We start from the raw sequence: 21,076 nt of genomic DNA, 5'->3' as shown, positions 1-21,076 counted from the left end.
CGGGCATCGCGCGACGGGTCTCGGCGGGCGATGCGACCGGCGGGGGTAACGGGGAGCACCTCACCGGCCTTCCCCAAGGGGCCCGAAGCCTAAACGACTGGCCGGCCCCTCAGAGCCGCGCGAGCTCGGCCAGGATCCGGTCGGCCGCGCGGCCGAGCCCGTCCTCATCCAGCGTGATCCCGATCGCCGCCTCGGCCTCCGGCAGCCGTGCGCGGGACTTGGCGTAGCGCGCATCGTAGTGCCGGGCGATCAGGTCGGCGGCCAGCGCTTCCATCTGCCCTGCCCGCGCCATGGCAATCCACCGCTCCACCGTGTCCCGTCCGCGCAGCCGCACGAGCTGGCCTAGGAGCGCTTCGAGATGCGGCAGATCCGCCGTCACGTCTCCGTAGGCCCGCGCAAGGTATCGCGCCCGCTCGTCCGGTGCGGCCTCGACCGTCAGGCGCGGTGCCGCGAGCATCGCCTTCCAGAGTGACGGTGGTACGAGGCAGGCGCCGACCTTGCTGCTCTCCGCCTCGACCAGAACCGGCTTCTCTGGATCGAATCCCGCCAGCGCTGCCGCGATGCGCGTCTCGAACATCTTTTGTGCCGGTTGCCCGCCCGGCATCGGCCCGAGGACGGAGCCGCGATGGTTGGCCATCCCCTCGAGATCCAGCACCTGCCCGCCCCGCTCGGCGATGCGCGCCAGGATATCGGTCTTGCCGGTGCCGGTATCGCCGTCGAGCAGGACGATCCGGTGCGGCAGGTCCTCGTCGTGGAGCGCCTTCACGACGAGCCGCCGGAAGCTCCGGTACCCGCCCTCGACGATATCCACCCGCCAACCGATCTGCGACAGGATCGACGCGAAGGAGCCCGATCGCTGCCCACCGCGCCAGCAATAGACGAGCGGCTTCCATCCGCCCTCCTTGTCGGCGAGCGGGCCGGACAGGTGCCGCGCCGCATTGGCCGCAATCAGCGCCGCACCGATCTTGCGCGCGCGGAACGGACTTTCCTGGGTGTAGATCGTGCCGACCTCGGCCCGTTCGTGATCGTTCAGCACCGGCAGGCTGATCGCCCCCGGCACGTGATCCTCGGCGAACTCCGACGGCGCACGCACGTCGATCACCGTATCGAACGGCAAGGCGGAGAGGTCCGAGAAGTCTGTAAGCTTGATGGCCATGCCGTCCTCTACAGCGCGTGCCCCCCGGGAGCAAAGCGTCCGGGCGCCCCTTTCATCTGAGCGCCCGACTACTCGCGGGACGGCACCCCCCTATTCCCGCGCACGCAGCACTCCCGCCGGCCGGACCGACAGCGGACGCCAGGCGAAGGCCAGTCCGGCAAGGAGCGACGCGAGCGCCCCGCCGAGGACGATGGCCAGCGCCGGCCCGGCCGCGATCGAAAAGTCCGCATCCAGGACGAAAGTCATGACCGCCCAGGCGGAGATGGTGCCGGCGAGAAGCGCCACCAGCCCCGCCGCCGCGCCCAGAAGGGCCGAGCGCAGGGCGAGGTAGGTCAGCACCTGGCCCCGCACCGCACCCACCGTGCGCAACACGGCCGCCTCGAAGATGCGCGCCCGCACCCCGGCGGCCGCCGCGCCGATCAGGACGACGATCCCGGTCAGGAGGGTCGCCCCCGCCCCGGCCGTGATCGCGGCAACGACGCTGCCCAGAACCTCCGACACCCTCGCGATGGCATCGCGCACGCCGATGGCGGTGATGTTGGGATAGGCGTCCGATATGTCCCGAAGGAGCGCCGCCTCGGCGCCCTGCTCGGCATAGACGGTGGAAATCCAGCTATGCGGAAAGCCCTCGAGCGCGGCCGGGTTCATCGACATGATGAAGCCGATTCCGGCGGAGGAGAAATCGACCTCCCGGAAGGACGTGATCTCCGCCGTGATCTCGCGCCCGAGGATGTTGACCGTGATCGCATCACCGAGGGCGAGGCCCATCTCGGCGCCCTCTTCCGCCGCGAAACTGACCTGTGGCGGGCCGTCATAGTCCTCGGGCCACCACGTTCCGGCGGTCAGGGTCGTGCGGGCGGGTGGCGCTTCGGAATAGGTTACGCCCCTGTCCCCCGACAGCACCCAGTGATCCGCCACCTCGCGGGCGGGGCGTCCGTTGATCTGCGAGATCACCCCCCGCAGCATCGGCGCGGTATCGACGCGGGACACACCCGGATCGCCTTCGACGCGCTCCAGATAGCCGTCGATCTGGGAGGGCTGGATGTCCAGGACGAAGAAGGCGGGCGCGACGTCCGGAAGTTCCGTCTCGATGGCGCTGCGCAGGTTGTGGTCCACCTGCCCCACCGCGGACAGGACCGACAGGCCGAGGCCGAGGGACAGGATGACCGCCGCCGTCTCTCCGCCCGGCCCTCCGACCGAGCCCGCCGCGAGCCGGAGGGCTGTCCGCCCCCGCAGGAGCCGTGACCGAGTGAGGCGCCGCGCGAGGATCCGTGTGCCAGCGGCTGCCAGTGCGAGGAGCGCGAGGGAGCCCGTCACGCCCAGCGCCGCGTAGAGCGCAAGGATCGGCTCGGGCGAGAGGATCGCGGCGGAGCCGACGAGGGCGGCGGCCACGGCGAGCGTCGCGACGAGGTAGCGCGCCCGCGGCAGGGATCGCCTCTCCACCGAGCCGCGGAAGAGCGCCGCCGGCCGCACGGCCTCGGCGCGGGACAGCGGCCAGAGCGTGAAGAGCGCCGCCGCCAGGGCACCGTAGAGCGCCGCTTCGGCCAGCGGCGCGGGGTAGAGACCGAAATCGGCCGGGATCGGCAGGCGGTCTTCGAGAAGCGGCGCGGCAAGCAGCGGGGCGGCGGCCCCGATCGCGAGGCCAAGGCCGATCCCGATCAGCGCCAGCGCACCGATCTGCATGAAATAGGCGAGGAAGATCGTCCTTCCGTCCGCCCCGAGCGATTTCAGCGTGGCGATGACCTCCGTCTTGCGGTCGAGATAGGCGTTGACCGCGGAGGACACGCCGATCCCGCCGACCGCGAGCCCCGCCAGACCCACGAGAACGAGAAACGCGCTCATCTGCTCGACGAACTCGGCAATGCCGGGCGCGCCGTTGCGCCGGTCCCGCCACCTCAGGCCCTCATCGGCGAACCGCGCCCGCGCCGCCGCTTCGAGCGCCTCCAGATCGGTCTCGGGCGGAAGTGTCATGCGGTACTTGCTGTCGAAAAGCGTGCCGGGCTCCAGAAGGCCCGTACCCTGCAGGTCGATCCGTCGCACGAGCGTCCGGGGGCCGAGGCCGAACCCGTCCCCCGCATCGTCGGGCTCAGCCTCGATCAGCCCTGCGAGGACGAATTTGCCGGTGCCGAGGCGGAAGGTATCACCCGTTTCAAGGCCGAGGCGCGCGGCCAGGACAGGCGCCATGACGGCACCAGGCCGTGCGCCCCGCCCCGCGAGGGCATCGCCGAGCGGCTGACCGCCCTGAAGCCGGACCTCGCCGTAGAGCGGGTAGGCATCGTCGACGCCCTTCACCTGGGTCAGCGCCCTGCGGGCCGCCTCACCCTCGCCGGTGACGGCCATGGAGCGGAAATCGACAACCTCCGAGAGCGCTCCCGCGCGCTCCAGCATCCAGCCGATCTCGTCCGCGTCGGCGAAGCGATAGGTGAAGGACAGCTCGGCATCACCGCCGAGGAGCGCCGCGCCCTCCCGGTCGAGACCGCCCTCGATCCCCTCGCGCACCGTCCCGACGGCGGCGATCGCGGCGACGCCGAGGGCGAGGCAGGCAAGGAAGACCCAGAACGCCCTGAGGCCGCCCCTCAGTTCGCGCCGGGCGATCCGGGCGGCGTTCGGCAGGCTCATTCGGCCGCCTCGGCCGTCGCGCCCTCACCGGCGATGCGCCCGTCCTCGAGGCGGATCACGCGGTCGCACCTTCGCGTCAGTTCGGGAGCGTGGGTGACGAGCACGAGCGTCGCGCCATGCCGGTCCCGAAGACCGAAGAGAAGGTCCATGATGGCCTCCCCCGTCGCGCCGTCGAGATTGCCCGTGGGCTCGTCGGCAAGGAGGATATCCGGCCGCGGCGCCGCGGCGCGCGCCAGCGCCACCCGCTGCTGTTCGCCGCCCGACATCTGGGCGGGATAGTGATCCTTGCGCTTGCCGAGGCCCACGGCGTCCAGCTCCTCCGCGGCGCGGTCGAAGGCGTCGTTGTGACCGGCGAGTTCCAGCGGCGTGGCGACGTTCTCGAGGGCCGTCATCGTCGGGATCAGGTGGAAAGACTGGAAGACGATCCCCATATGAGCGCGGCGGAACCGGGCCAGCGCATCCTCGTTCATCGCGGTCAGGTCCTGCCCCAGGGCGTGGACCCTGCCCGAGGTCGCACGCTCCAGACCGCCCATGATCATGAGGAGAGACGACTTGCCAGACCCGCTCGGACCGATCAGCCCCAAGGTCTCTCCCCGCTCCGCATGTGCGGACAGGCCGCGCAGGATCTCGACCTCCCCGGCATTGCTGCGCAGGCTGAGCCGCACGGTATCGAGCGAGAGGACGGGGTCGGGCATGACGGCTCCGGGATGGCGCGGGGTTCGTGCCGCATATGGGGCATCGCGTCGGGTCAGCAAGGCGGCTCTCGCGGTCGTGGTTGCCGCATCCCTTCCGGCACTGGCCGCGGCGGATACGATCCGCGTCGCCGCGCTCGGGGATTCGCTGACCCAAGGGTACGGATTGCCTGCCGAAGACGGGCTCGTGCCCCAGCTCGAAGCCTGGCTGACCGAGCGGGGCCACGACGTGGACGTACTGAATGCCGGCGTCTCGGGAGACACGACGGCCGGCGGCCTGTCCCGTGCGGCGTTCACCCTCGAAGACGACCCGGACGCGATGATCGTGGCGCTCGGCGGCAATGACATGCTGCGCGGGATCGACCCGGACGTGAGCCGCGCAAATCTGGACGGCATCCTGTCCGCGGCGAGCGAGGCCGGGGTTGAGGTGCTTCTCGTCGGCCTCACCGCGCCGGGCAATTACGGGCCGGACTTCGCCGAGCGGTTCGATGCGATGTACCCCGAGCTGGCCGAAACCTACGGCGTCCAGTTCCACCCGGACTTCTTCTCCGCCTTCCGGGCGGAAGCAGAGGCCGGCAACCTGCGGACCTACATGCAGGCGGACGGGATTCATCCGAACGCGACTGGCGTGAAACGCATCGTGGAAGCCATCGGGCCAAGCGTCGAGGAGCTGCTGGCGCGCGCCGCGGAGTAATGGCCGGATAACCGGTCTCCCTGCCGCCAGCAGGACGGGACAAAAGGTCGGCCTTCGCGGTCGCCTTGCCGGTCCCCTCCTGCCGGGCTACGCCGAGGCCGGATGGACCGTAGCGGCACCGCGGAGGACGAGAATGGCGGCGAAATTCGGCACGAGCGGCCTCCGGGGCCTCGTCACGGAGCTCGGGGCAGACGTCGTTGGCGCACACGTCGCGGCGTTCGCGCGGGCCTGCCCCACCGGCGGCAAGCTTCTGATCGGGCGGGACCTTCGCGCGTCCTCCCCCCGCATTGCCGGGGACGTGGCGGACGCGGCGCGCGCAGCCGGGCTGGAGGTGACGGATTGCGGCGCGGTGCCCACCCCGGCGCTGGCCCTCGCCGCGAACGCGTCGGGCGCGGCCGCGATCATGGCGACGGGAAGCCACATCCCGGACGATCGCAACGGTCTGAAATTCTACACCGAAGGCGGCGCCGAGATCGGCAAGGCGGACGAAGCTGCGATCACCGCCGCGCTGTCTGGATCGCCTGCGCGGGCCCCCGGCACGGCGCCGAACCGGGAGGCTGAGGTCCTGTCCGCCTACGCCGCACGGTATCTGGACGCGTTCGGGCCGGAGGCGCTCTCAGGCTATCGGCTCGGTCTCTACGAGCATTCCTCCGTCGCGCGCGACCTCCTCGCGGAGCTTTTGACGTCCCTCGGGGCTGAGGTTCTGCGCCTTGGCCGGGCCGAGCGTTTCGTGCCCGTCGATACCGAAGCCGTTTCCCGTGAAACGACGGAGCGTCTGCTGCGCTGGAGCGCGGAGCACGGCCTTGATGCGATCCTGTCCACCGACGGCGATGCGGACCGCCCGCTTCTGACCGACGGGCAGGGCCGAGTGATCCCCGGCGATCTTCTGGGCCTTCTGACGGCGCGGGCGGTGGACGCGCGCATCGCCGTCACGCCGGTTTCGTCCAATACCGCGATCGAGGCTTCGGGGGCCATGGACCGGGTCATCCGGACGAAGATCGGCTCGCCTTACGTCATTGCGGGGATGAAGGGGGTCGAGCGGGCCGTCGGGTTCGAGGCCAATGGCGGCTTTCTTCTCGGCTTCGACGCGCATCTCGTCGGCCCCCTGCCCCGCCTGATGACGCGGGACGCCGTTCTGCCCCTCATCGCGCCGCTCGTTCTTGCACGGCGGGAGGGCACGGACCTTGCCGGCCTTGTGGCAGACCTGCCGGCGCGCCACAGGGCGGCGGATCGCCTGCAGGAGATCGACACCAGGAAAGCGCGGGACCTGATATCGGACCTGATCCGGGACGGCGCTGCGCGCGAGGACCTTCTCGGCGCGACTGCAGCGGAGATCGATCTGACGGACGGTCTTAGAATGCGGCTGCCGGACGGCGACATCGTCCATCTGCGCCTTTCGGGAAACGCGCCCGAGCTGCGCTGCTATGCCGAGGCGGAAACGGAAGAGGCCGCGCATGCACGCGTCGCTGCGACACTGACCGCCCTGAAGCCGCAGCTTTGAGCCGGACGGCCTCACAAAAAAGGGGGCCGCGACAGCGACCCCCCTTTTCCGTTTCACAAGGTGTAACCGATCAGTCGTCCCAGACAGGAAGGGCTTCGACCTCGCCCGAGGTCATCGTCGTGGTGTAGTGCCCGTTCTCCCAGGTGAGGGCGTCGAAGCCGATCACGACGTCGGAATCGCCCAGATCGAGGAAGCCGTCGTTGATTTCGACGACATACGCCACCGGGACGCCGGAGTCGTCGACCAGCACGTTCTCGATCTCGCCGACCTCTTCACCGTCGGCGCCGATCACGTCGATATCGTCGATTTCGGTATAGCCGGAGATATCGGCAGACTGAGCCATGGCGGCTGTGGCCAGCGGAAGGGACAGCGCTGCAATCATGATGCTTTTCATGGTCTTACCTTTCGTATTCCTGTTCGCCGCCCCAACACGCCGCCTCGGCACAGGTTCCACGACGCGGCGGAAGCCGGCCGACGGACCTTCATCTCCGACCGGACGGCGGGACTTGCTCCGAGCTCCGCACGTCCACGCTCTTCGTTCCGGCTTCGCGCCCGCAAGTATGCGGGCACTGATGGGATCAGGGAGCGTACTTTGGCCTACTCGGCCGCACGTTCCGTCGCTTCGGGATGCACAAGCCGTTCGGCCGTGAACTTGTCGGTGATCAGGAGGTCCACCACCCCCGTGCGCAACGCAGCATCAATGGCCGCGGTCTTGCTACGACCACCGGCAAGGGCGACGACCCGATCGACATGCGACAACTGCTCCAGCGTGATGCCGATGACCCTGTCGTCCAGGGGCGTCTTCACGAGCCCGCCGGACGTATCGAAGAAGCGCAGGCTCATGTCGCCGGTTCCGCCTGCCTCCTCGACATCCGCCAGCTCGCGGGACGAGAAGACGTTGCCGCTTCGCGCCAGCATGCTCGACGGCTCGACCGCCCCGATGCCGACGATGGCAAGCGTGATCCTGTCGAAAAGCTCCATGGTCTCGCGCACGAAGGCATCGCCGAGAAAGACGAGCTTGGCTTCACGCGATGGTGCGACGCCCGGTGCGCTGAGCAGATGTGCCTCTGCCCCCGTGAGCTTTGCCAGCCGCGTGGTCAGGTGGTTTGCGTGGGTCTGGACCGCCGGGTCGCCCATGCCGCCAAGCATCTGGACGACGTATTTCGCCTTGCCGGCCTTCATCGGGTGGATGTTGTCGACCATCCGCAAGATCGTCTCGGACCAGCTTGAAACGCCGATCACTTCACCGCTCTGGAGTGTCGCCTCAAGGAAATGCGCTGCCGCCTCGCCGATCCGCGCCATGATCGCACCGTCGCGATCTTCGGAGCATTCGACGACGACGGCTTCGGACAGGCCGAACCTTTCGCGCAGGCCCGCCTCGAGCTCCGCATACGTTCCCGAGGGCGAGACGACCGTGGTCCGCACGATCTCTTCAACCTGCGCGCGTTTCAGCATCCGCGACACCGTCGCCTGCGACATGCGCAGATGCTTGGCGATATCGGCCTGCCGCTGGCCCTCGACATGATACATCTGCGCGACGCGAGCGATCATGCGGAGTTCATTCACGCGTGACATGGATGCGCCGTGTTTCCTGTTCGGTTAAGTGAATATTTATTCACTATATCGCAGCCAGCGTTCCTGCAATGGATTTCTTCCATCGGGCGAGTTCCCGGCCCCGCACGTCCTGCGGCATGGCGGGAGCGATCTTGCGATCATGGTTCGGGAGCTTCGCCACGGCCTCGAGATCGGGCCAGAACCCGGTCGCAAGCCCGGCGAGATACGCCGCACCCAGGGCTGAGGCTTCGCTGTTCCGGCAAGGCGTGACGGGGTGATCGAGCAGGTCCGACACAAGCTGCATCAGGAACCGGTTTCGGCTCGGCCCGCCATCCACGAAGAGCTGGCCGAACCCCTCGGCCGCGGCGTCCATGATGCTGCAGACGTCATGAACCTGGAACGCCATGCTGTCAGCGGCCGCGCGCGCAATGTGGGCCGGCTCGGCCCCGAAGGACAGACCCGAGATCACCCCGCGCGCCTCCGAATTCCAGTGCGGCGCGCCGAGCCCCACATGGGCCGGGACAAGCGCGACCCCGTTCGCATCCGCAACGCCTTGCGCGAGCGCGATGAGCTCGTCCACGTCACCCAGCCCCAGAAGGCGCGCCGTCCAGGGCAGGATCGAGGCGCTGACCAGAATGTTGCCCTCGAAGGCAAAGGTGGACTGGCCGTTGATCGACCAGGCAATGGTGGTCGTGATCCCCGGCGGCGGGACGACGAAGTCCCTGATCGTGGTCATCACCGACGACCCCGTGCCGAAGGTGATCTTGCCGTCGCCGATGCGAAACGCGCCATGCCCGAACAACGCGGCATGAGAGTCGCCGATGGCCGATGCGATGGGAATGCCGTCCGCCAGGCCCTCCACGCCCGAGGTGGTTCCGAAGATGCAGGCCGAGTCGCACACCTCGGGCAGCATCTGCCGGTCGACCCCGAAGAGCGCACAGAGGTCGGCATCCCAGGTTCCGTCGGGCAGGTTCAGCAGCTGCGTGCGCGCCGCGTTCGACCGGTCGGTCGCATGCACCGCTCCTCCGGACAGCTTCCAGATCAGCCAGCTGTCCACGGTTCCCACACAGACATCGCGGCTGGACTGGCCGTGATTGTCCAGAAGCCACCTGATCTTGGTCGGCGGGAACATAGGATCGAGGGGAAGTCCCGTCCGCGCGATCACATCGGGCTCGTTCCCACCGTCGCGAAGCGCCGCACAGGCGGCGGATGTGCGGCGGCATTGCCAGGAGATGACCGGGCCCAGTGGCATGCCGGTGCGCCGATCCCAGATCAGAACGGATTCGCGCTGGCTCGATATGCCAAGCGCCACGATCTCGGCCTCGGGAGCTGCGGCGCGGCACGTGGCGATTGCCTTCCGCGTCGCCTGCCAGATCTCGTCGGCGTCCTGCTCGACCCACCCGGACCGGGGATGCGCGATCGGCACAGGCGCCGCTCCACTGGCGATGATCTCGCCAGTGGCCGAGACGAACACGGCCTTGGAGTTGGTCGTGCCCTCGTCGATCGCCAGGATTACCTGTTGCGCCATGCGTCAGGCCTTTCGCTTCACAAGCTCCGCCGCGCTGTCGGCAATCGCGTCGGAGGCCATCCCGAAATCGTCCAGAAGGGCGTTCGCGGACCCCGTATGCGCAAAGACGCCCGGCACGCCGAGACGCTTCATCGGCACCGGGTGGGACTCGACGACGACCTCGGCGACGGCGCTGCCCAGGCCCCCGAACGTGGTGTGCTCTTCGCAGGTCAGAATCGCGCCGGTCTCGCGCGCCGCGCTCAGGATTGCCGCCTCGTCGATGGGACGGACGCTGGCCATGTTCAGCACACGAGCGGAGATACCACGGTCCTCCAGCAGGGCTGAAGCCTCAACGGCGCGGTGGGTCAGAACGCCGTTCGCGATGATCGTCAGATCCGATCCGTCACGCAGCTGGTTCGCCTTGCCCAGTTCGAAAACGTGATCCTCGGGCAGCAGATCAGGCACGCCCACCCGGCTGAGACGAAGGAAGCATCCGCCCTCATAGGCCGCGGCCCACTTGATGACGGCAGCGGTCTCGATCCTGTCGGCCGGCGCCACGACGGCGACGTTCGGCAGCGCGCGGATCCAGGCGAAATCCTCGATCGAGTGGTGGGTTGGGCCGAGATCGCCATAGGCGAGGCCCGAGCTGATACCGACGAGCTTCACGTTCGTTTCCGAATAGGCCACGTCAGCCTTGATCTGTTCCAGCGCGCGGCCGGTCAGGAAGGGGGCTGCGGCGCAGACGAACGGAATCTTGCCGCCATTCGCCAGGCCCGCGCCGACGCCGACCATGTTCTGCTCGGCGATGCCGACATTGATCAGGCGCTCGGGGAATCTCTCCTTGAAATCCCCCAGCTTCGACGACCCGACAGAGTCGTTGCAGACCGCGACGATGTCGGTGTTCGCCTCTGCCAGAACTTCCAGCGTTTCCACGAACGACACGCGGCAATCGTGCAGTTTGGCGTCTTTGAACGGGGTGGACATCATTCGGCCTCCTCAAGCTCGGCCATCGCCTGCTTGTATTGCTCATCGTTGGGCACCTTGTGGTGCCAGGCGACGTTGTCGGACATGAACGAGATGCCCTGACCCTTGTTGGTATGGGCGACGATGCATTTGGGTTTGCCGGTCGTCACCGTCTCGGGCGAGAGGGCGCGGCAGATCTGTTCCATGTCGTGTCCGTCGATCTCTTCCACGGCCCAACCGAACGCTTCGAGTTTCGGCGCGAGCGGGGCGAGGTTGTTGGTGTCGGCCAGCCGGGCGCCCTGCTGAAGACGATTGTGATCGATGATGAGCGTCAGGTTATCCAGCTTGAACTGGGCCGCGGCCATGATGGCCTCCCAATTCGACCCTTCCTGCATCTCGCCGTCTCCGGTGATGACGAAGGTCCGCCACGCGTCGCCGTTCAGCTTGGCCGCCTTTGCCATGCCGACGCCGATCGGCAGCCCATGCCCGAGCGGGCCGGTGTTGGTTTCCACACCCGGAACCTTGACCCTGTTCGGGTGCCCGTTCAGCCGCGAATTGTGCTTGAGGAAGGTCGAGACCTCGTCCTTCGGGATGAAGCCCTTCTCCGACAGCGTGACGTAGAGCGCGAGGGCGGTGTGCCCCTTGCTCAGCACCAGGCGGTCGCGCTTGGGGTCCAGCGGCGCATCGGGATCCACGGACATGATCTCGAAGTACAACGCAGTCAGCAGATCGGTGACGGACATCTCCCCGCCGATATGGCCCGCGCCTGCCTCGTACACCGCCTGAAGATCGCGGCGACGGATGCGGTTCGCAATCTTGCGTAGTTCATCAGGAGTCATGCTGCACCTTCTGCATATTTATGCTATCCGCGTTAAAGATACATTTCCTGTCCGCTGAGTAAAGTCCGGCGACTGAGCCGACTGAACATTCTCCCTACCCGGAGCCAGGGTCAGGTCCGCGCGGGGCGGCGCTGTAGACGCAGTCCGAGGCAACGACGCTTGACAGGTCTCAGGCATTCCAATACGCATTTCTCATCAATTGTGCATATTTATGCGCTTGGGAGGAGAGAGACATGGCATCCACCACCTCGTCGACCCGAAGCGAGTCGCGTTTTTCCGAGCTGTTCTCCCTCAGTGGAGCGACAGGTCCGCTGGTCGGTCTGGTTCTGCTCTGCGCGTTCCTGTCCTTCGCAACAGATTCGTTCCTGACGACGCGCAACCTTCTGAACGTGATGGACCAGATCACGGTGCTGGGGATCATGGCCGTGGGCATGACCTTCGTCATTCTGATCGGCGGCATCGATCTGGCCGTCGGATCGGTCCTCGCGCTTGCGATGATGGTGATGGGATATCTGGCGAATACGCTGGGCTACCCGCTGGAGCTTTCGATCCTGATCGCATTGGCCGTCGCCGCGATGACAGGGGTCGTGTCGGGCCTGCTGATCACCTTGTTCAGCGTCCCCGCCTTCATCGCGACACTTGCAATGATGTCCATCGCGCGCGGCCTCGCGAACATGATCACCGACGGCCAACAGATCGTCGGGTTCCCCGCGTGGTTCAGCATGCTGGCCTTCATCCGCCACGGAGGCTTCCTGACTTTCACGGTCGCCGTCATGCTCGTCGTCTTTGCCGCGGGTTGGTTCTTCCTGCGCTACACGTCCGGCGGTCGCAGCCTCTATGCCATCGGCGGCAACCCGGAAGTGGCCCGGCTTGCCGGCATCAACGTCAGCTTCACGACTGTCGGCGTCTACGTGGTCTCGGGCCTTCTGGCCGGCCTCGGCGGCATTGTCCTGGCCATGCGTCTCGACTCGGTGCAGCCGACGGCGGGCGTGACCTACGAACTCGACACCATCGCGGCGGTCGTCATCGGCGGCACCAGCCTGTCAGGCGGACAGGGCGGCATCGTCGGCACGATCATCGGGGTGCTGATCATCGGTGTGCTGCGCAACGGCCTGAACCTTCTGGGCGTCTCGCCCTTCACACAGGCTGTCGTCATCGGCGTCGTCATCGCCCTCGCCGTCGCCGCGGAGGCATTCAAGAAACGCGCATAGAATTGGCTGCGGGGAGGATACGCCGCCGCCATCAAACCGCCCGCCCTCGTGTCGGGCAACCCACCGGACGCTGAAGCAATCCAGCCGACGGACAACTCGGAGGAGATCGCAATGAAACTGAAGGCAACCCTTCTGGCCGCCACCGCCCTGGCCGCCACCGCCCTGAGCGGAGCCCAGGCACAGGAGATCGAGCGCCTCGGCCTCGCCGTCACCAACCTGCAGGCCGACTACTTCAACCAGATCAAGATCGGCGTCGAAAACTACGCCGATGAGCTGGGGATCGAGGTGATCACCGTCGATGCGAAGAACGACAGCGCCACCCAGGTCAGCCAGGTTCAGGACCTTCTGACCCAGGATATCGACGCGCTGATCTACCTCCCCGCAGGTGCCGCCGCAGCGACCGTTCCGGCGCGCCTGGCCAAGCAGCAGGGCATCCCGGTCATCAACGTGGACCGCAACGCCGAAGGCGAACCCGGCGACACGTTCATCGCCACCGACAACGCCGCCTCCGCCTACGAGGTCTGCAGCCACATCATCGGTCTCGCCGGCGGCGAGGGACAGATGATCATGATCCACGGCCAGAAGGGCACGACCCCCGAGGTCGAGCGCACCAAGGGCTGCATGCAGGCCATCGAAGAGAACCCCGGCGTTGAACTGGTTGCCCAGCAATGGTCGCAGCAGTGGTCGCAGGCCGAGGGTCTGGATATCACCCAGAACCTTCTTCAGGCGAACCCCGATGTGAGCATCATCTTCGGCCAGGCCGACGGTCTTGCCATGGGCGCCGCGCAAGGCGTCAAGGTGGCCAATGTCGAGCAGCGCGTCTACATCGGCGGCTTCGACGGCGACACGACGGCCCTGCCGGTTCTTGCCGAAGGCGGCTTCGACGCCACCGCGACCCAGCAGGTGCGTGGTATCGGTCGTCTCGCCGTGGACAGCGCCATCAAGCTGGTCGCCGGAGAAGAGCTTCCGGCCGAGCAGCTGCTGCCGGGCTACCTGACCACCCCCGAGAACGCGCAGCAATACGTCGAAGAGCATCCCTGATCCATCAGGACGACGCTGCCTGGTCCCGCCTTTGCGGGGCCAGGCACATTCGACGACGGAATGATTGAAAGGTTGCGCCATGCCCTCCGACGCTTCGCCCATCTTGTCCCTTCGCAATATCAAGAAATCCTACGGACCGGTTCAGGTCCTGCATGGGATCGATATGGAGGTCCATGCTGGCGAAGTCGTGGCGCTTCTGGGCGAGAACGGCGCCGGCAAATCCACGGTGTCGAACGTCATCTCGGGAACGGTAAGCCAGACCGCCGGCGAGATGACCTGGCAGGGCAAGCCCTATGCCCCCTCCAACCCGCGTGAAGCGATCGACGCAGGGGTGGGCATGATCCACCAGGAACTTCTTCTCCTGCCGCATCTGTCGATCGCCGAGAATATCTTTGTCGGCCGCTATCCGACCAAGGGCGGCCGGATCGACCGCAAGAAGATGGAGGACGAGGCCGGCAAGAGCCTGAGGCGGCTTGGCCTCGACATCTCTCCGAAACGCCTTGTGCAGGGCCTCTCGACCGCCAACCAACAATTGATCGAGATCGCCAAGGCGCTGACGCTGAACGCCAGGCTTCTGATCCTCGACGAGCCGACCGCGGCGCTCGGCGGGGACGAGACCGAGAAATTGTTCGAGCAGATCACCCGCCTCAAATCCGAGGGCGTGGGGATCATCTACATTTCCCACCGGCTCGAAGAGATCCGCAAGATCACGGATCGCATCGTCGTCATGCGCGACGGCGAAAAGGTGCAGGAATTCGAAAGTGCAGACATACCGGTCCGCACCATCGTCGAGGCGATGGTCGGCCGCAGCCTCGAGCGCATGTTCCCAAGTCTTCCCGAGCCCAGCGACGAGACGGTGCTCGAGGTGAAGGGCCTGAAATCGGGCCTGGGCCATTTTGCGGACGTGAATTTCAAGGTCCGGCGCGGCGAGATCTTCGGTATCGCGGGCCTTGTCGGCGCGGGCCGGACCGAGCTTGTCCGCGCGATCGCGGGGGCCGATCCAATCGCCTCGGGCAACGTGATCCTGAACGGCAAGGACATCACCCCGAAAAGCCCGCGCGACGCGATCCGCAACGGCATTGTCCTGGTGCCCGAAGACCGCAAGCAGCAGGGCCTCGTGGTCCAGCATTCCATCGCAGAAAACATTGGCTACGCCAATCTCAGCAAGGTTTCGAAATCCGGTCTCGTCACCAGCGGCCAGGTCCACCGCTTTGCCGACGACAACATCGCCAAGTTCGGGGTCAAGGGACGCGGTCGCCAGAACGCCAGCGAGCTTTCTGGCGGCAACCAGCAGAAGGTGGTCATCGCCAAATGGCTGGCCCGCGATCCCAAGGTGGTCGTGCTGGATGAACCTACCCGGGGCATCGACGTGGGAGCGCGCTCGTCGATCTACGAGATCATCGTCGGGCTGGCGCAGCAAGGTGTCGCCGTGATCGTCGTCAGCTCGGACCTCGAAGAGGTTCTGGGCGTGTCGAACCGGATCATGGTCATGGCCGCCGGACGCCAGGCGGGCATCCTCGACCATTCCGAGGCCAACGACGTGTCCGTCATGGAACTCGCGACGGCGTGACCCAATAAGGATTGAAGGCATGGCACGATTCAGGGACCGCACGGTCGTCGTCACGGGCGGCAACAAGGGCATCGGCTATGCGATCGCCGAACGCTTCGCCGCCGAGGGCGCGAACGTCGTGATCGCGTCGGTCGAGGACAATGTCGAAGCTGCCGCCGCCCGACTGCGCGACACCGGCGCGAACGCCATGGGCGTGATCTGCGACGTCACCGACCGGGCCGCCGTGGTCGAGCTCTACGACAGGGCGGAGGCCGAGTTCGGGGCGGTGCAAATCTCGGTCCAGAACGCCGGGATCATCACCATTTCGCGGATCGAAGACCTGTCCGAACAGGATTGGGACGCCACCCTCGCGGTCAACACCAAAGGCGCGTTCCTGTGCTGTCAGGAAGCCATCCGCCGGATGCGCAAGTCCGGCCAGGGCGGGCGTCTCATCAACATCGCATCAGGGCAGGCGCGCGAGGGGTTCATCTATACACCGCATTACGCCGCCTCCAAGTTCGGCGTCATGGGCCTGACCCAGAGCCTTGCCAAGGAAGTGGCGCCCGACGCCATCACCGTGAACGCCATTTGTCCGGGCATCATCAAGACCGACATGTGGGACTACAACGACCGGGTCTGGGGCGAGATGCTGGGCGACTACGCCCCCGGCGAGCTCATGCAAAGCTGGGTCGAGAACATCCCCATGAAACGCGCCGGAGAAGGCAAGGATGTCGCCGCCCTCATCGCGTTCCTGGCCAGTCCGGACGCCGATTACATCACCGGCCAGACCATCAACGTCGATGGTGGCCTGATCATGTCCTGACCGTCCGCTTCGGACGATCGAACCGAAGGAACGAGAACCCCATGGCCGAGAATACCCTGAACACCCCTGCCCTCTTCGACCTTTCCGGGCGCACAGCTCTGGTGACCGGTGCCGGCAGCGGCATCGGTCAGCGCATTGCCATGGGCCTTGCGCAATGCGGCGCGGATGTCGCGCTTCTGGATCGTCGCACCGATGACGGGCTCGCGCAGACGGCCGACTTCATCGCACAAGCGGGCCGCAAGTCGGTGCAGGTCGCCGCGGACGTCACTTCGGCCGAGGCCCTTGCCGACGCGGTCGCCCGGACCGAAAGCGAGCTCGGCCCCCTGACGCTTGCCGTCAACGCAGCCGGAATCGCCAATGCGAACCCCGCCGAAGAGATGGAAGAGGAACAGTACCAGACCCTGATGGACATCAACATGAAGGGCGTCTGGCTGTCCTGTCAGGCCGAGGGTCGCGCGATGCTGGCACATGGGAAGGGCGGGTCCATCGTCAACATAGCCTCGATGTCCGGTGTGATCGTCAATCGCGGTCTCAATCAGGTTCACTACAATGCGTCGAAGGCCGGTGTGATCCACATGTCGAAATCCATGGCCATGGAGTGGGTCGGGCGCGGGATCCGGGTGAACTCGATCTCGCCGGGTTACACGGCGACCCCGATGAACACCCGGCCCGAGATGGTCCACCAGACCAAGGAATTCGAAAACCAGACGCCGATGCAGCGCATGGCCGACGTGAACGAGATGGTCGGACCCGCCGTGTTCCTGCTGTCGGACGCGGCCTCCTACTGCACCGGCGTCGATCTTCTGGTCGATGGCGGCTTCTGCTGCTGGTGAACCGGTCTCTTTTCAGATCAGGCCCACAGCCGTGCAAGGACGGCCCCTAATTTCGGAGCACGGCAATAGCCGGCCCGAACGGGATGATCTTCAGCCTTTAAGATGACACCAGAGCCGCGGGCGCCGATGCCCGCGGCTCTTTTACGTCGGCCATCCGGAGGCAGACATGCGAACCCGGGCTGCGGAATGCAGTTCTAGGCTCGCATCTCGAGCTGTCCCGGCCATCGGATCGGGGAAAGATGTAAGGCTGGCGACAAATCAGACCGCGCTCGAATCGGCCGAACCGAACATAGAGGCAATCCTTCGTGGCGACGAAGGAACCGGTCTGGCGTCTGATGAGGGAAAGTGGCGCGCTGGGGAGGATTCGAACCCCCGACCCCCTGATTCGTAGTCAGGTACTCTATCCAACTGAGCTACCAGCGCGTTGCGGCGGGGATACTGGCCCCGGTCAGGGTTTGCAAGCGGGAAGTCGGGTCATTCTGCAGCCTCTTCGAAGCGCAGGACCGCCTTGGGCAGGACGATGCGGAACGTGGTGCCGGTGTCGTCCGTCCGTGCAAGGTCGAGCGTGCCGCCATGGCCCTTCACAAGGTCCGCCGCGATGGACAGGCCAAGACCGAAGCCGCCCTTTCTGGTCCCGCCCGAGAAGGGCGAGAAGAGATGCTCCTGAGCCTTGGGCGGAAGTCCGGGCCCGGTATCCTGAACGATCAGCGTCCAGCCGTCGTCGCTTTCGGTGGCAGAGACGCCGATCTCGCCGAACTCCCCGGTCGCGACGATGGCCTGCCGGGCATTGCGTACGAGGTTGGCAAGGACACGGTAGAGCTGCTCGCTGTCCGCGCGGAGGGTCATGCCGCTGGGCACGTTCACCGAGAAGCTCACATCCTCGTTCTCCGCCGCGAGTCGCTCGCTCTCGATCACGTCGTCGACCAGAGGGGCGAGAGCGAAGCGGGAGAGGCGCGGGGGCGGCTCCTCGGCCTTGCCGAAGGCCAGCGTGCTCTCGCAGAGCGAGATCGCGCGGCTGATGGAGCTGACGAGCTTGGGCGCGGCGCGGGCGACGGCGGGATCCGCGCTGTTCTCCATGCGGTCGGCGAAAAGCTGGGCCGTGGTGAGGATGTTCCGCAAATCGTGGCTGATCTTCGCCACGGCGCCGCCGAGCTGGGCCAGTCGCTGCTTCTGTCGGAGGGCCCCCGTGAGCTGTGTCTGCATCGTCTGGAGCGCCATTTCCGCCTCCCTCAGCTCCAGAACCTTCGCCTCGGGCGTGATGATCCGGCGGGCATCCTCTGGGGCCGAGGCGTAGGACTGCATCGCGTCGACCACACGCTTGATCGGCGCGACGATGAAGCCCCGCGCCGCGAAGAAGAGGAGTGCGGCCGTAAGGACGGAGATCACCGCGGACAGCAAGAGGATGCGCAGGCCATAGTCGATCATTTCCGCGCGCAGGCGGCTCGTCTCCAGCGTCACCTCGATCAGGAGCCCCGCCTCCCGGACAGGGTTGCCGATGACGCGGACCACCTGCTCGTCACGTTCGAGCAGGCGGCTGATCGCGTCCCTGATCAACTCGGCGGCGCCCGGATCGCGCAGGTCGTAGGTCGCCACGATGGGCTGGGGGATCGGACTGTCGAGGATCAGCTGGCGCATCTCGTCCCGGCGGAGGACAACGTTCAGAACGCCGGCATTCTGCAGAAGCTCCGCCTCGAGGTCCTGGCTCAGCATGTCGTCCGAGGCGAGGAGTGCGAGGGAGGCGATCTGCGCCCGCTCGAGGCGCGACAGCAGGTAATCCTCGCGGAAGCGCGCGATCGACGGCACGAAGATCAGCACCTCCGCCAGCATGACGAAGGCGAGGGTGAGGATCAGGAACCGTCCGGAGAGCGAGCGAAAGAACGTCACTGTGGGCTGCGCCTCATGGCAGGATACGTTGAACGGCGCGAACGACGCGCTTCACGTTCGGGTTATCAAAGAGCCGTGGCGAGAAATAGGCGCCCGCGGCGCGCTTGTTCAGTTCGGACAGCGTGGGATAGGGCGCCACCATGCCCGAAATCTGCGACATCTTCAGCTTCGCGGAGATCGCGAGTGACCAGAGCGTAATCAGATCTCCGGCGCTCTCCCCCACGATGGAGGCGCCGACGGGCCGTCCCCCCACCACCATCACCTTGATCCGGCCCTCTGTGCGGCGCTCCGCCTCGGCCCGGTCGTTCTCCGAATAGGTGCTGGTGACGACTTCGACGGCATCGCCATGCGCTTCCCGCGCCTCTTTCTCGGTCAGGCCGCATTGGGCGAGTTCGGGTGAGGTATAGGTTGCCCAAGGGATATGGGCCGTCTTCACCTTGGCCGGCAGTCCGAACAGCAGCCGCCGGATCAGCGTCGAGCCGTGGTATCCGGCGAGGTGGGTGAACTGCATTCCGCCTGCCGCATCGCCCACGGCATAGACGCGGCGATTGGTGGTTTGCAGCGTGTCGTCCACCTTCAGCCCCTTTTTGTCCCGTTCGATCCCGGCGGCTTCCAGTCCAAGATCGTCCAGCGCCGGCGCGCGCCCGGCCGCCACGAGAAGATGCGAACCGCTGTAGGTCCCCGCTTCGGTGCGTACGGTGACGCCGCCTTCGGTCCACTCGACCTTGTCCGCATGATGCCCGGTGACGAAGGTCACGCCCTCCCCCTTCATCGTCTCGAGGAGGAGCGCGGCATTCTCGGGATCGTCTTTCGCGAGCGGCGTTCCGCCCTCGATGACGGTCACGCGGGCGCCGAGACGGCGGAAGGCCTGCGCCATCTCGCAGCCGATATTGCCGCCGCCGATGATGAGCAGGTGCTCCGGCAGTTCCTTCAGGTCGAACAGCGTCTCGTTGGTGAGGTAAGGTCCGTCCGTCAGCCCCTCGACCGGCGGCACGGCGGGACGTGAGCCGGTGGCCAGAACGATCCGGCGGGCGCGGATGCGGGTATCCCCCGCCTCGACCTCGCGGTCGGAGACGAAGCGGGCATGGGCGCGGATGACGGTGCAGCCCATCCCCTCGAACCGCTCCTGGCTGTCCACCGGGGCAATGGCGGCGATGACGCCGTGAATGTGATCGTGGACGGCGGCGAAATCGACCTGCGGCTCCACCGGCGCGATCCCGTAGATGCCGCCGCTGCGCATCGCATGGGCATGCCGGGCCGCCGCGATCAGCGCCTTCGAGGGGACGCAGCCGAAGTTCAGGCAGTCCCCGCCCATCTCGTTTGCCTCGATCAGGACGACCTTAGCCCCCATCTGCGCCGCGCCGGACGCGACCGTCAGACCTCCGGAGCCGGCACCGATCACGCAGATATCGGCTTCCATCGTTCTCATGTCAGACCCCTTTCGTCCCGCGGACGCTCTTTAGAATGATAGGCAGAAGGGCAAGCGCGCACAGCCCGATGATCGGCAGGAGAATCTGCGGCTCGAACAGGATCGACAGGTCCGGCCGCCCGCCCCGCTCGAACACCGCGCCAAGGCCGTTGCCGACGGAGGTGAAGACGAGAGCGCCCGGCATGATGCCGAAGAACGTCGTCACCACGAACGGCAGAAGCCGCACCCCGACCAGTGCCGGAACGATGTTGGCAACGAAGAACGGGACGACCGGGGCGAGCCGGATCAGGAAGAGGACCTCCCACATGTTCCGGTCTATCCCCTGCTTCAGCCGCCGCACGAGGCCCTCCGACGCCTCCATTCGCGCGGCCAACTGAGCGCCGAGGCCCCATTTCGCCGCCGTGAAGATCGCCGTGGCGCCCAGGGTCGCTCCCACGACGTTGAGGAACACTCCGGGAAAGACGCCGAAGAGAAAGCCTCCCGTCAGCGTCGCGATGGTGGCCCCCGGCAGGGAAAAGGCGACGATGAGCGCGTAGGCGAAGACGAAGCCTGCCGCTGCCGAGAGGTAGTTCCGGTCCCGGAACGCGATGAGATCGTCTCGATTCGCAGCCAGCGCCTCGAAGGTCAGCTGGTCACGCAGAAGAACCGCGCCGGTGACCGCCACCGCCGCGATGACGGCCAGCGCCCCGTACCTGAGAAGTCGCCCCCGGCCCGCCTCGTTCTCCTTGTTCACCACAGCTGTCCTTCGATTATGCCCCGTAACGTGCGAGACACTATTGTG

General features: G+C 66.6%; 18 protein-coding genes and 1 tRNA gene. 7 read left to right on the top strand and 12 right to left on the bottom strand.

Annotated features, from left to right (window positions below):
* Window positions 1–109 precede the first annotated feature (109 nt).
* The 3 genes from mnmH to DQG15_RS16205 form a co-directional block, all read right to left on the bottom strand.
* Window positions 110–1,156, bottom strand: coding sequence for a tRNA 2-selenouridine(34) synthase MnmH (mnmH, locus tag DQG15_RS16215; protein WP_116087057.1), 1,047 nt, complete (start codon window positions 1,154–1,156; stop codon window positions 110–112).
* A 90-nt stretch (window positions 1,157–1,246) separates the two neighbouring features.
* Window positions 1,247–3,775 (bottom strand): ABC transporter permease, encoded by a 2,529-nt coding sequence (locus DQG15_RS16210; RefSeq protein WP_116087055.1) that lies wholly within the window; start codon window positions 3,773–3,775, stop codon window positions 1,247–1,249.
* Window positions 3,772–4,470, bottom strand: a complete 699-nt coding sequence (locus DQG15_RS16205) for an ABC transporter ATP-binding protein (protein WP_116087053.1) — start codon at window positions 4,468–4,470, stop codon at window positions 3,772–3,774. Before DQG15_RS16205 ends, DQG15_RS16210 begins: the two co-directional genes overlap by 4 nt.
* 118 nt (window positions 4,471–4,588) lie before the next feature.
* Between DQG15_RS16205 and DQG15_RS16200 the strand changes: the two genes are divergently transcribed.
* Together DQG15_RS16200 and DQG15_RS16195 are read left to right on the top strand one after the other, a co-directional pair.
* A complete protein-coding gene (locus DQG15_RS16200; protein ID WP_370454194.1) occupies window positions 4,589–5,161 on the top strand; it encodes an arylesterase in 573 nt (190 codons plus the stop codon).
* A 133-nt stretch (window positions 5,162–5,294) separates the two neighbouring features.
* Window positions 5,295–6,662 (top strand): phosphomannomutase, encoded by a 1,368-nt coding sequence (locus DQG15_RS16195; RefSeq protein WP_116087049.1) that lies wholly within the window; start codon window positions 5,295–5,297, stop codon window positions 6,660–6,662.
* A gap of 70 nt (window positions 6,663–6,732) precedes the next feature.
* Here the strand turns inward: DQG15_RS16195 and DQG15_RS16190 are convergent, their stop codons facing one another.
* The 5 genes from DQG15_RS16190 to DQG15_RS16170 form a co-directional block, all read right to left on the bottom strand.
* Window positions 6,733–7,056, bottom strand: coding sequence for a PRC-barrel domain-containing protein (locus DQG15_RS16190; protein WP_116087047.1), 324 nt, complete (start codon window positions 7,054–7,056; stop codon window positions 6,733–6,735).
* A 203-nt stretch (window positions 7,057–7,259) separates the two neighbouring features.
* A complete protein-coding gene (locus DQG15_RS16185) occupies window positions 7,260–8,237 on the bottom strand; it encodes a sugar-binding transcriptional regulator (protein ID WP_116087045.1) in 978 nt (325 codons plus the stop codon).
* Between the two features lie 43 nt (window positions 8,238–8,280).
* Complete coding sequence (locus DQG15_RS16180; RefSeq protein ID WP_116087043.1) at window positions 8,281–9,744, bottom strand: FGGY family carbohydrate kinase; 1,464 nt, start codon at window positions 9,742–9,744, stop codon at window positions 8,281–8,283.
* Window positions 9,745–9,747: 3 nt separating this feature from the next.
* Window positions 9,748–10,710 carry a transketolase family protein gene (locus tag DQG15_RS16175; protein ID WP_232830893.1) on the bottom strand — a complete coding sequence of 321 codons (963 nt, stop codon included), beginning with the start codon at window positions 10,708–10,710 and terminating at the stop codon, window positions 9,748–9,750.
* Entirely contained in the window at window positions 10,707–11,525 is an 819-nt protein-coding gene (locus DQG15_RS16170; RefSeq protein WP_116087041.1) for a transketolase, read from the bottom strand. The genes DQG15_RS16175 and DQG15_RS16170 overlap by 4 nt, the downstream gene beginning before the upstream one ends.
* Window positions 11,526–11,758: 233 nt before the next feature.
* On the opposite strand from DQG15_RS16170, the gene DQG15_RS16165 reads away from it, so the two are divergent.
* From DQG15_RS16165 to DQG15_RS16145, 5 genes are all read left to right on the top strand, one after another.
* Window positions 11,759–12,736 (top strand): ABC transporter permease, encoded by a 978-nt coding sequence (locus DQG15_RS16165; protein ID WP_116087039.1) that lies wholly within the window; start codon window positions 11,759–11,761, stop codon window positions 12,734–12,736.
* A gap of 111 nt (window positions 12,737–12,847) precedes the next feature.
* Window positions 12,848–13,777 carry a substrate-binding domain-containing protein gene (locus DQG15_RS16160; RefSeq protein ID WP_116087037.1) on the top strand — a complete coding sequence of 310 codons (930 nt, stop codon included), beginning with the start codon at window positions 12,848–12,850 and terminating at the stop codon, window positions 13,775–13,777.
* Between the two features lie 103 nt (window positions 13,778–13,880).
* Window positions 13,881–15,347, top strand: coding sequence for a sugar ABC transporter ATP-binding protein (locus DQG15_RS16155; RefSeq protein WP_232830892.1), 1,467 nt, complete (start codon window positions 13,881–13,883; stop codon window positions 15,345–15,347).
* A gap of 19 nt (window positions 15,348–15,366) precedes the next feature.
* A complete protein-coding gene (locus DQG15_RS16150; RefSeq protein ID WP_116087033.1) occupies window positions 15,367–16,149 on the top strand; it encodes a glucose 1-dehydrogenase in 783 nt (260 codons plus the stop codon).
* 41 nt (window positions 16,150–16,190) lie between these two features.
* The gene (locus DQG15_RS16145; protein ID WP_116087031.1) at window positions 16,191–16,982 is read left to right on the top strand and encodes an SDR family oxidoreductase; all 792 of its coding nucleotides are present in this window, start codon (window positions 16,191–16,193) and stop codon (window positions 16,980–16,982) included.
* A gap of 346 nt (window positions 16,983–17,328) precedes the next feature.
* On the opposite strand, the gene DQG15_RS16140 is transcribed toward DQG15_RS16145, so the two are convergent.
* From DQG15_RS16140 to DQG15_RS16125, 4 genes are all read right to left on the bottom strand, one after another.
* Window positions 17,329–17,405 (bottom strand) — tRNA-Arg (locus DQG15_RS16140).
* 51 nt (window positions 17,406–17,456) lie between these two features.
* Window positions 17,457–18,809 (bottom strand): HAMP domain-containing sensor histidine kinase, encoded by a 1,353-nt coding sequence (locus DQG15_RS16135; RefSeq protein WP_116087267.1) that lies wholly within the window; start codon window positions 18,807–18,809, stop codon window positions 17,457–17,459.
* A 70-nt stretch (window positions 18,810–18,879) separates the two neighbouring features.
* Window positions 18,880–20,295, bottom strand: a complete 1,416-nt coding sequence (locus DQG15_RS16130) for an NAD(P)/FAD-dependent oxidoreductase (protein ID WP_116087029.1) — start codon at window positions 20,293–20,295, stop codon at window positions 18,880–18,882.
* A 1-nt stretch (window position 20,296) separates the two neighbouring features.
* Complete coding sequence (locus tag DQG15_RS16125; protein ID WP_116087027.1) at window positions 20,297–21,028, bottom strand: TVP38/TMEM64 family protein; 732 nt, start codon at window positions 21,026–21,028, stop codon at window positions 20,297–20,299.
* Window positions 21,029–21,076 lie beyond the last annotated feature (48 nt).

The organism is Tropicimonas sp. IMCC34011 (genome assembly GCF_003390865.1).
Taxonomy (GTDB): Bacteria; Pseudomonadota; Alphaproteobacteria; order Rhodobacterales; family Rhodobacteraceae; genus Tropicimonas_B.
The sequence above is the reverse complement of the archived record's forward strand: the minus strand, read 5'-3'. Positions and strand labels throughout refer to the sequence as shown.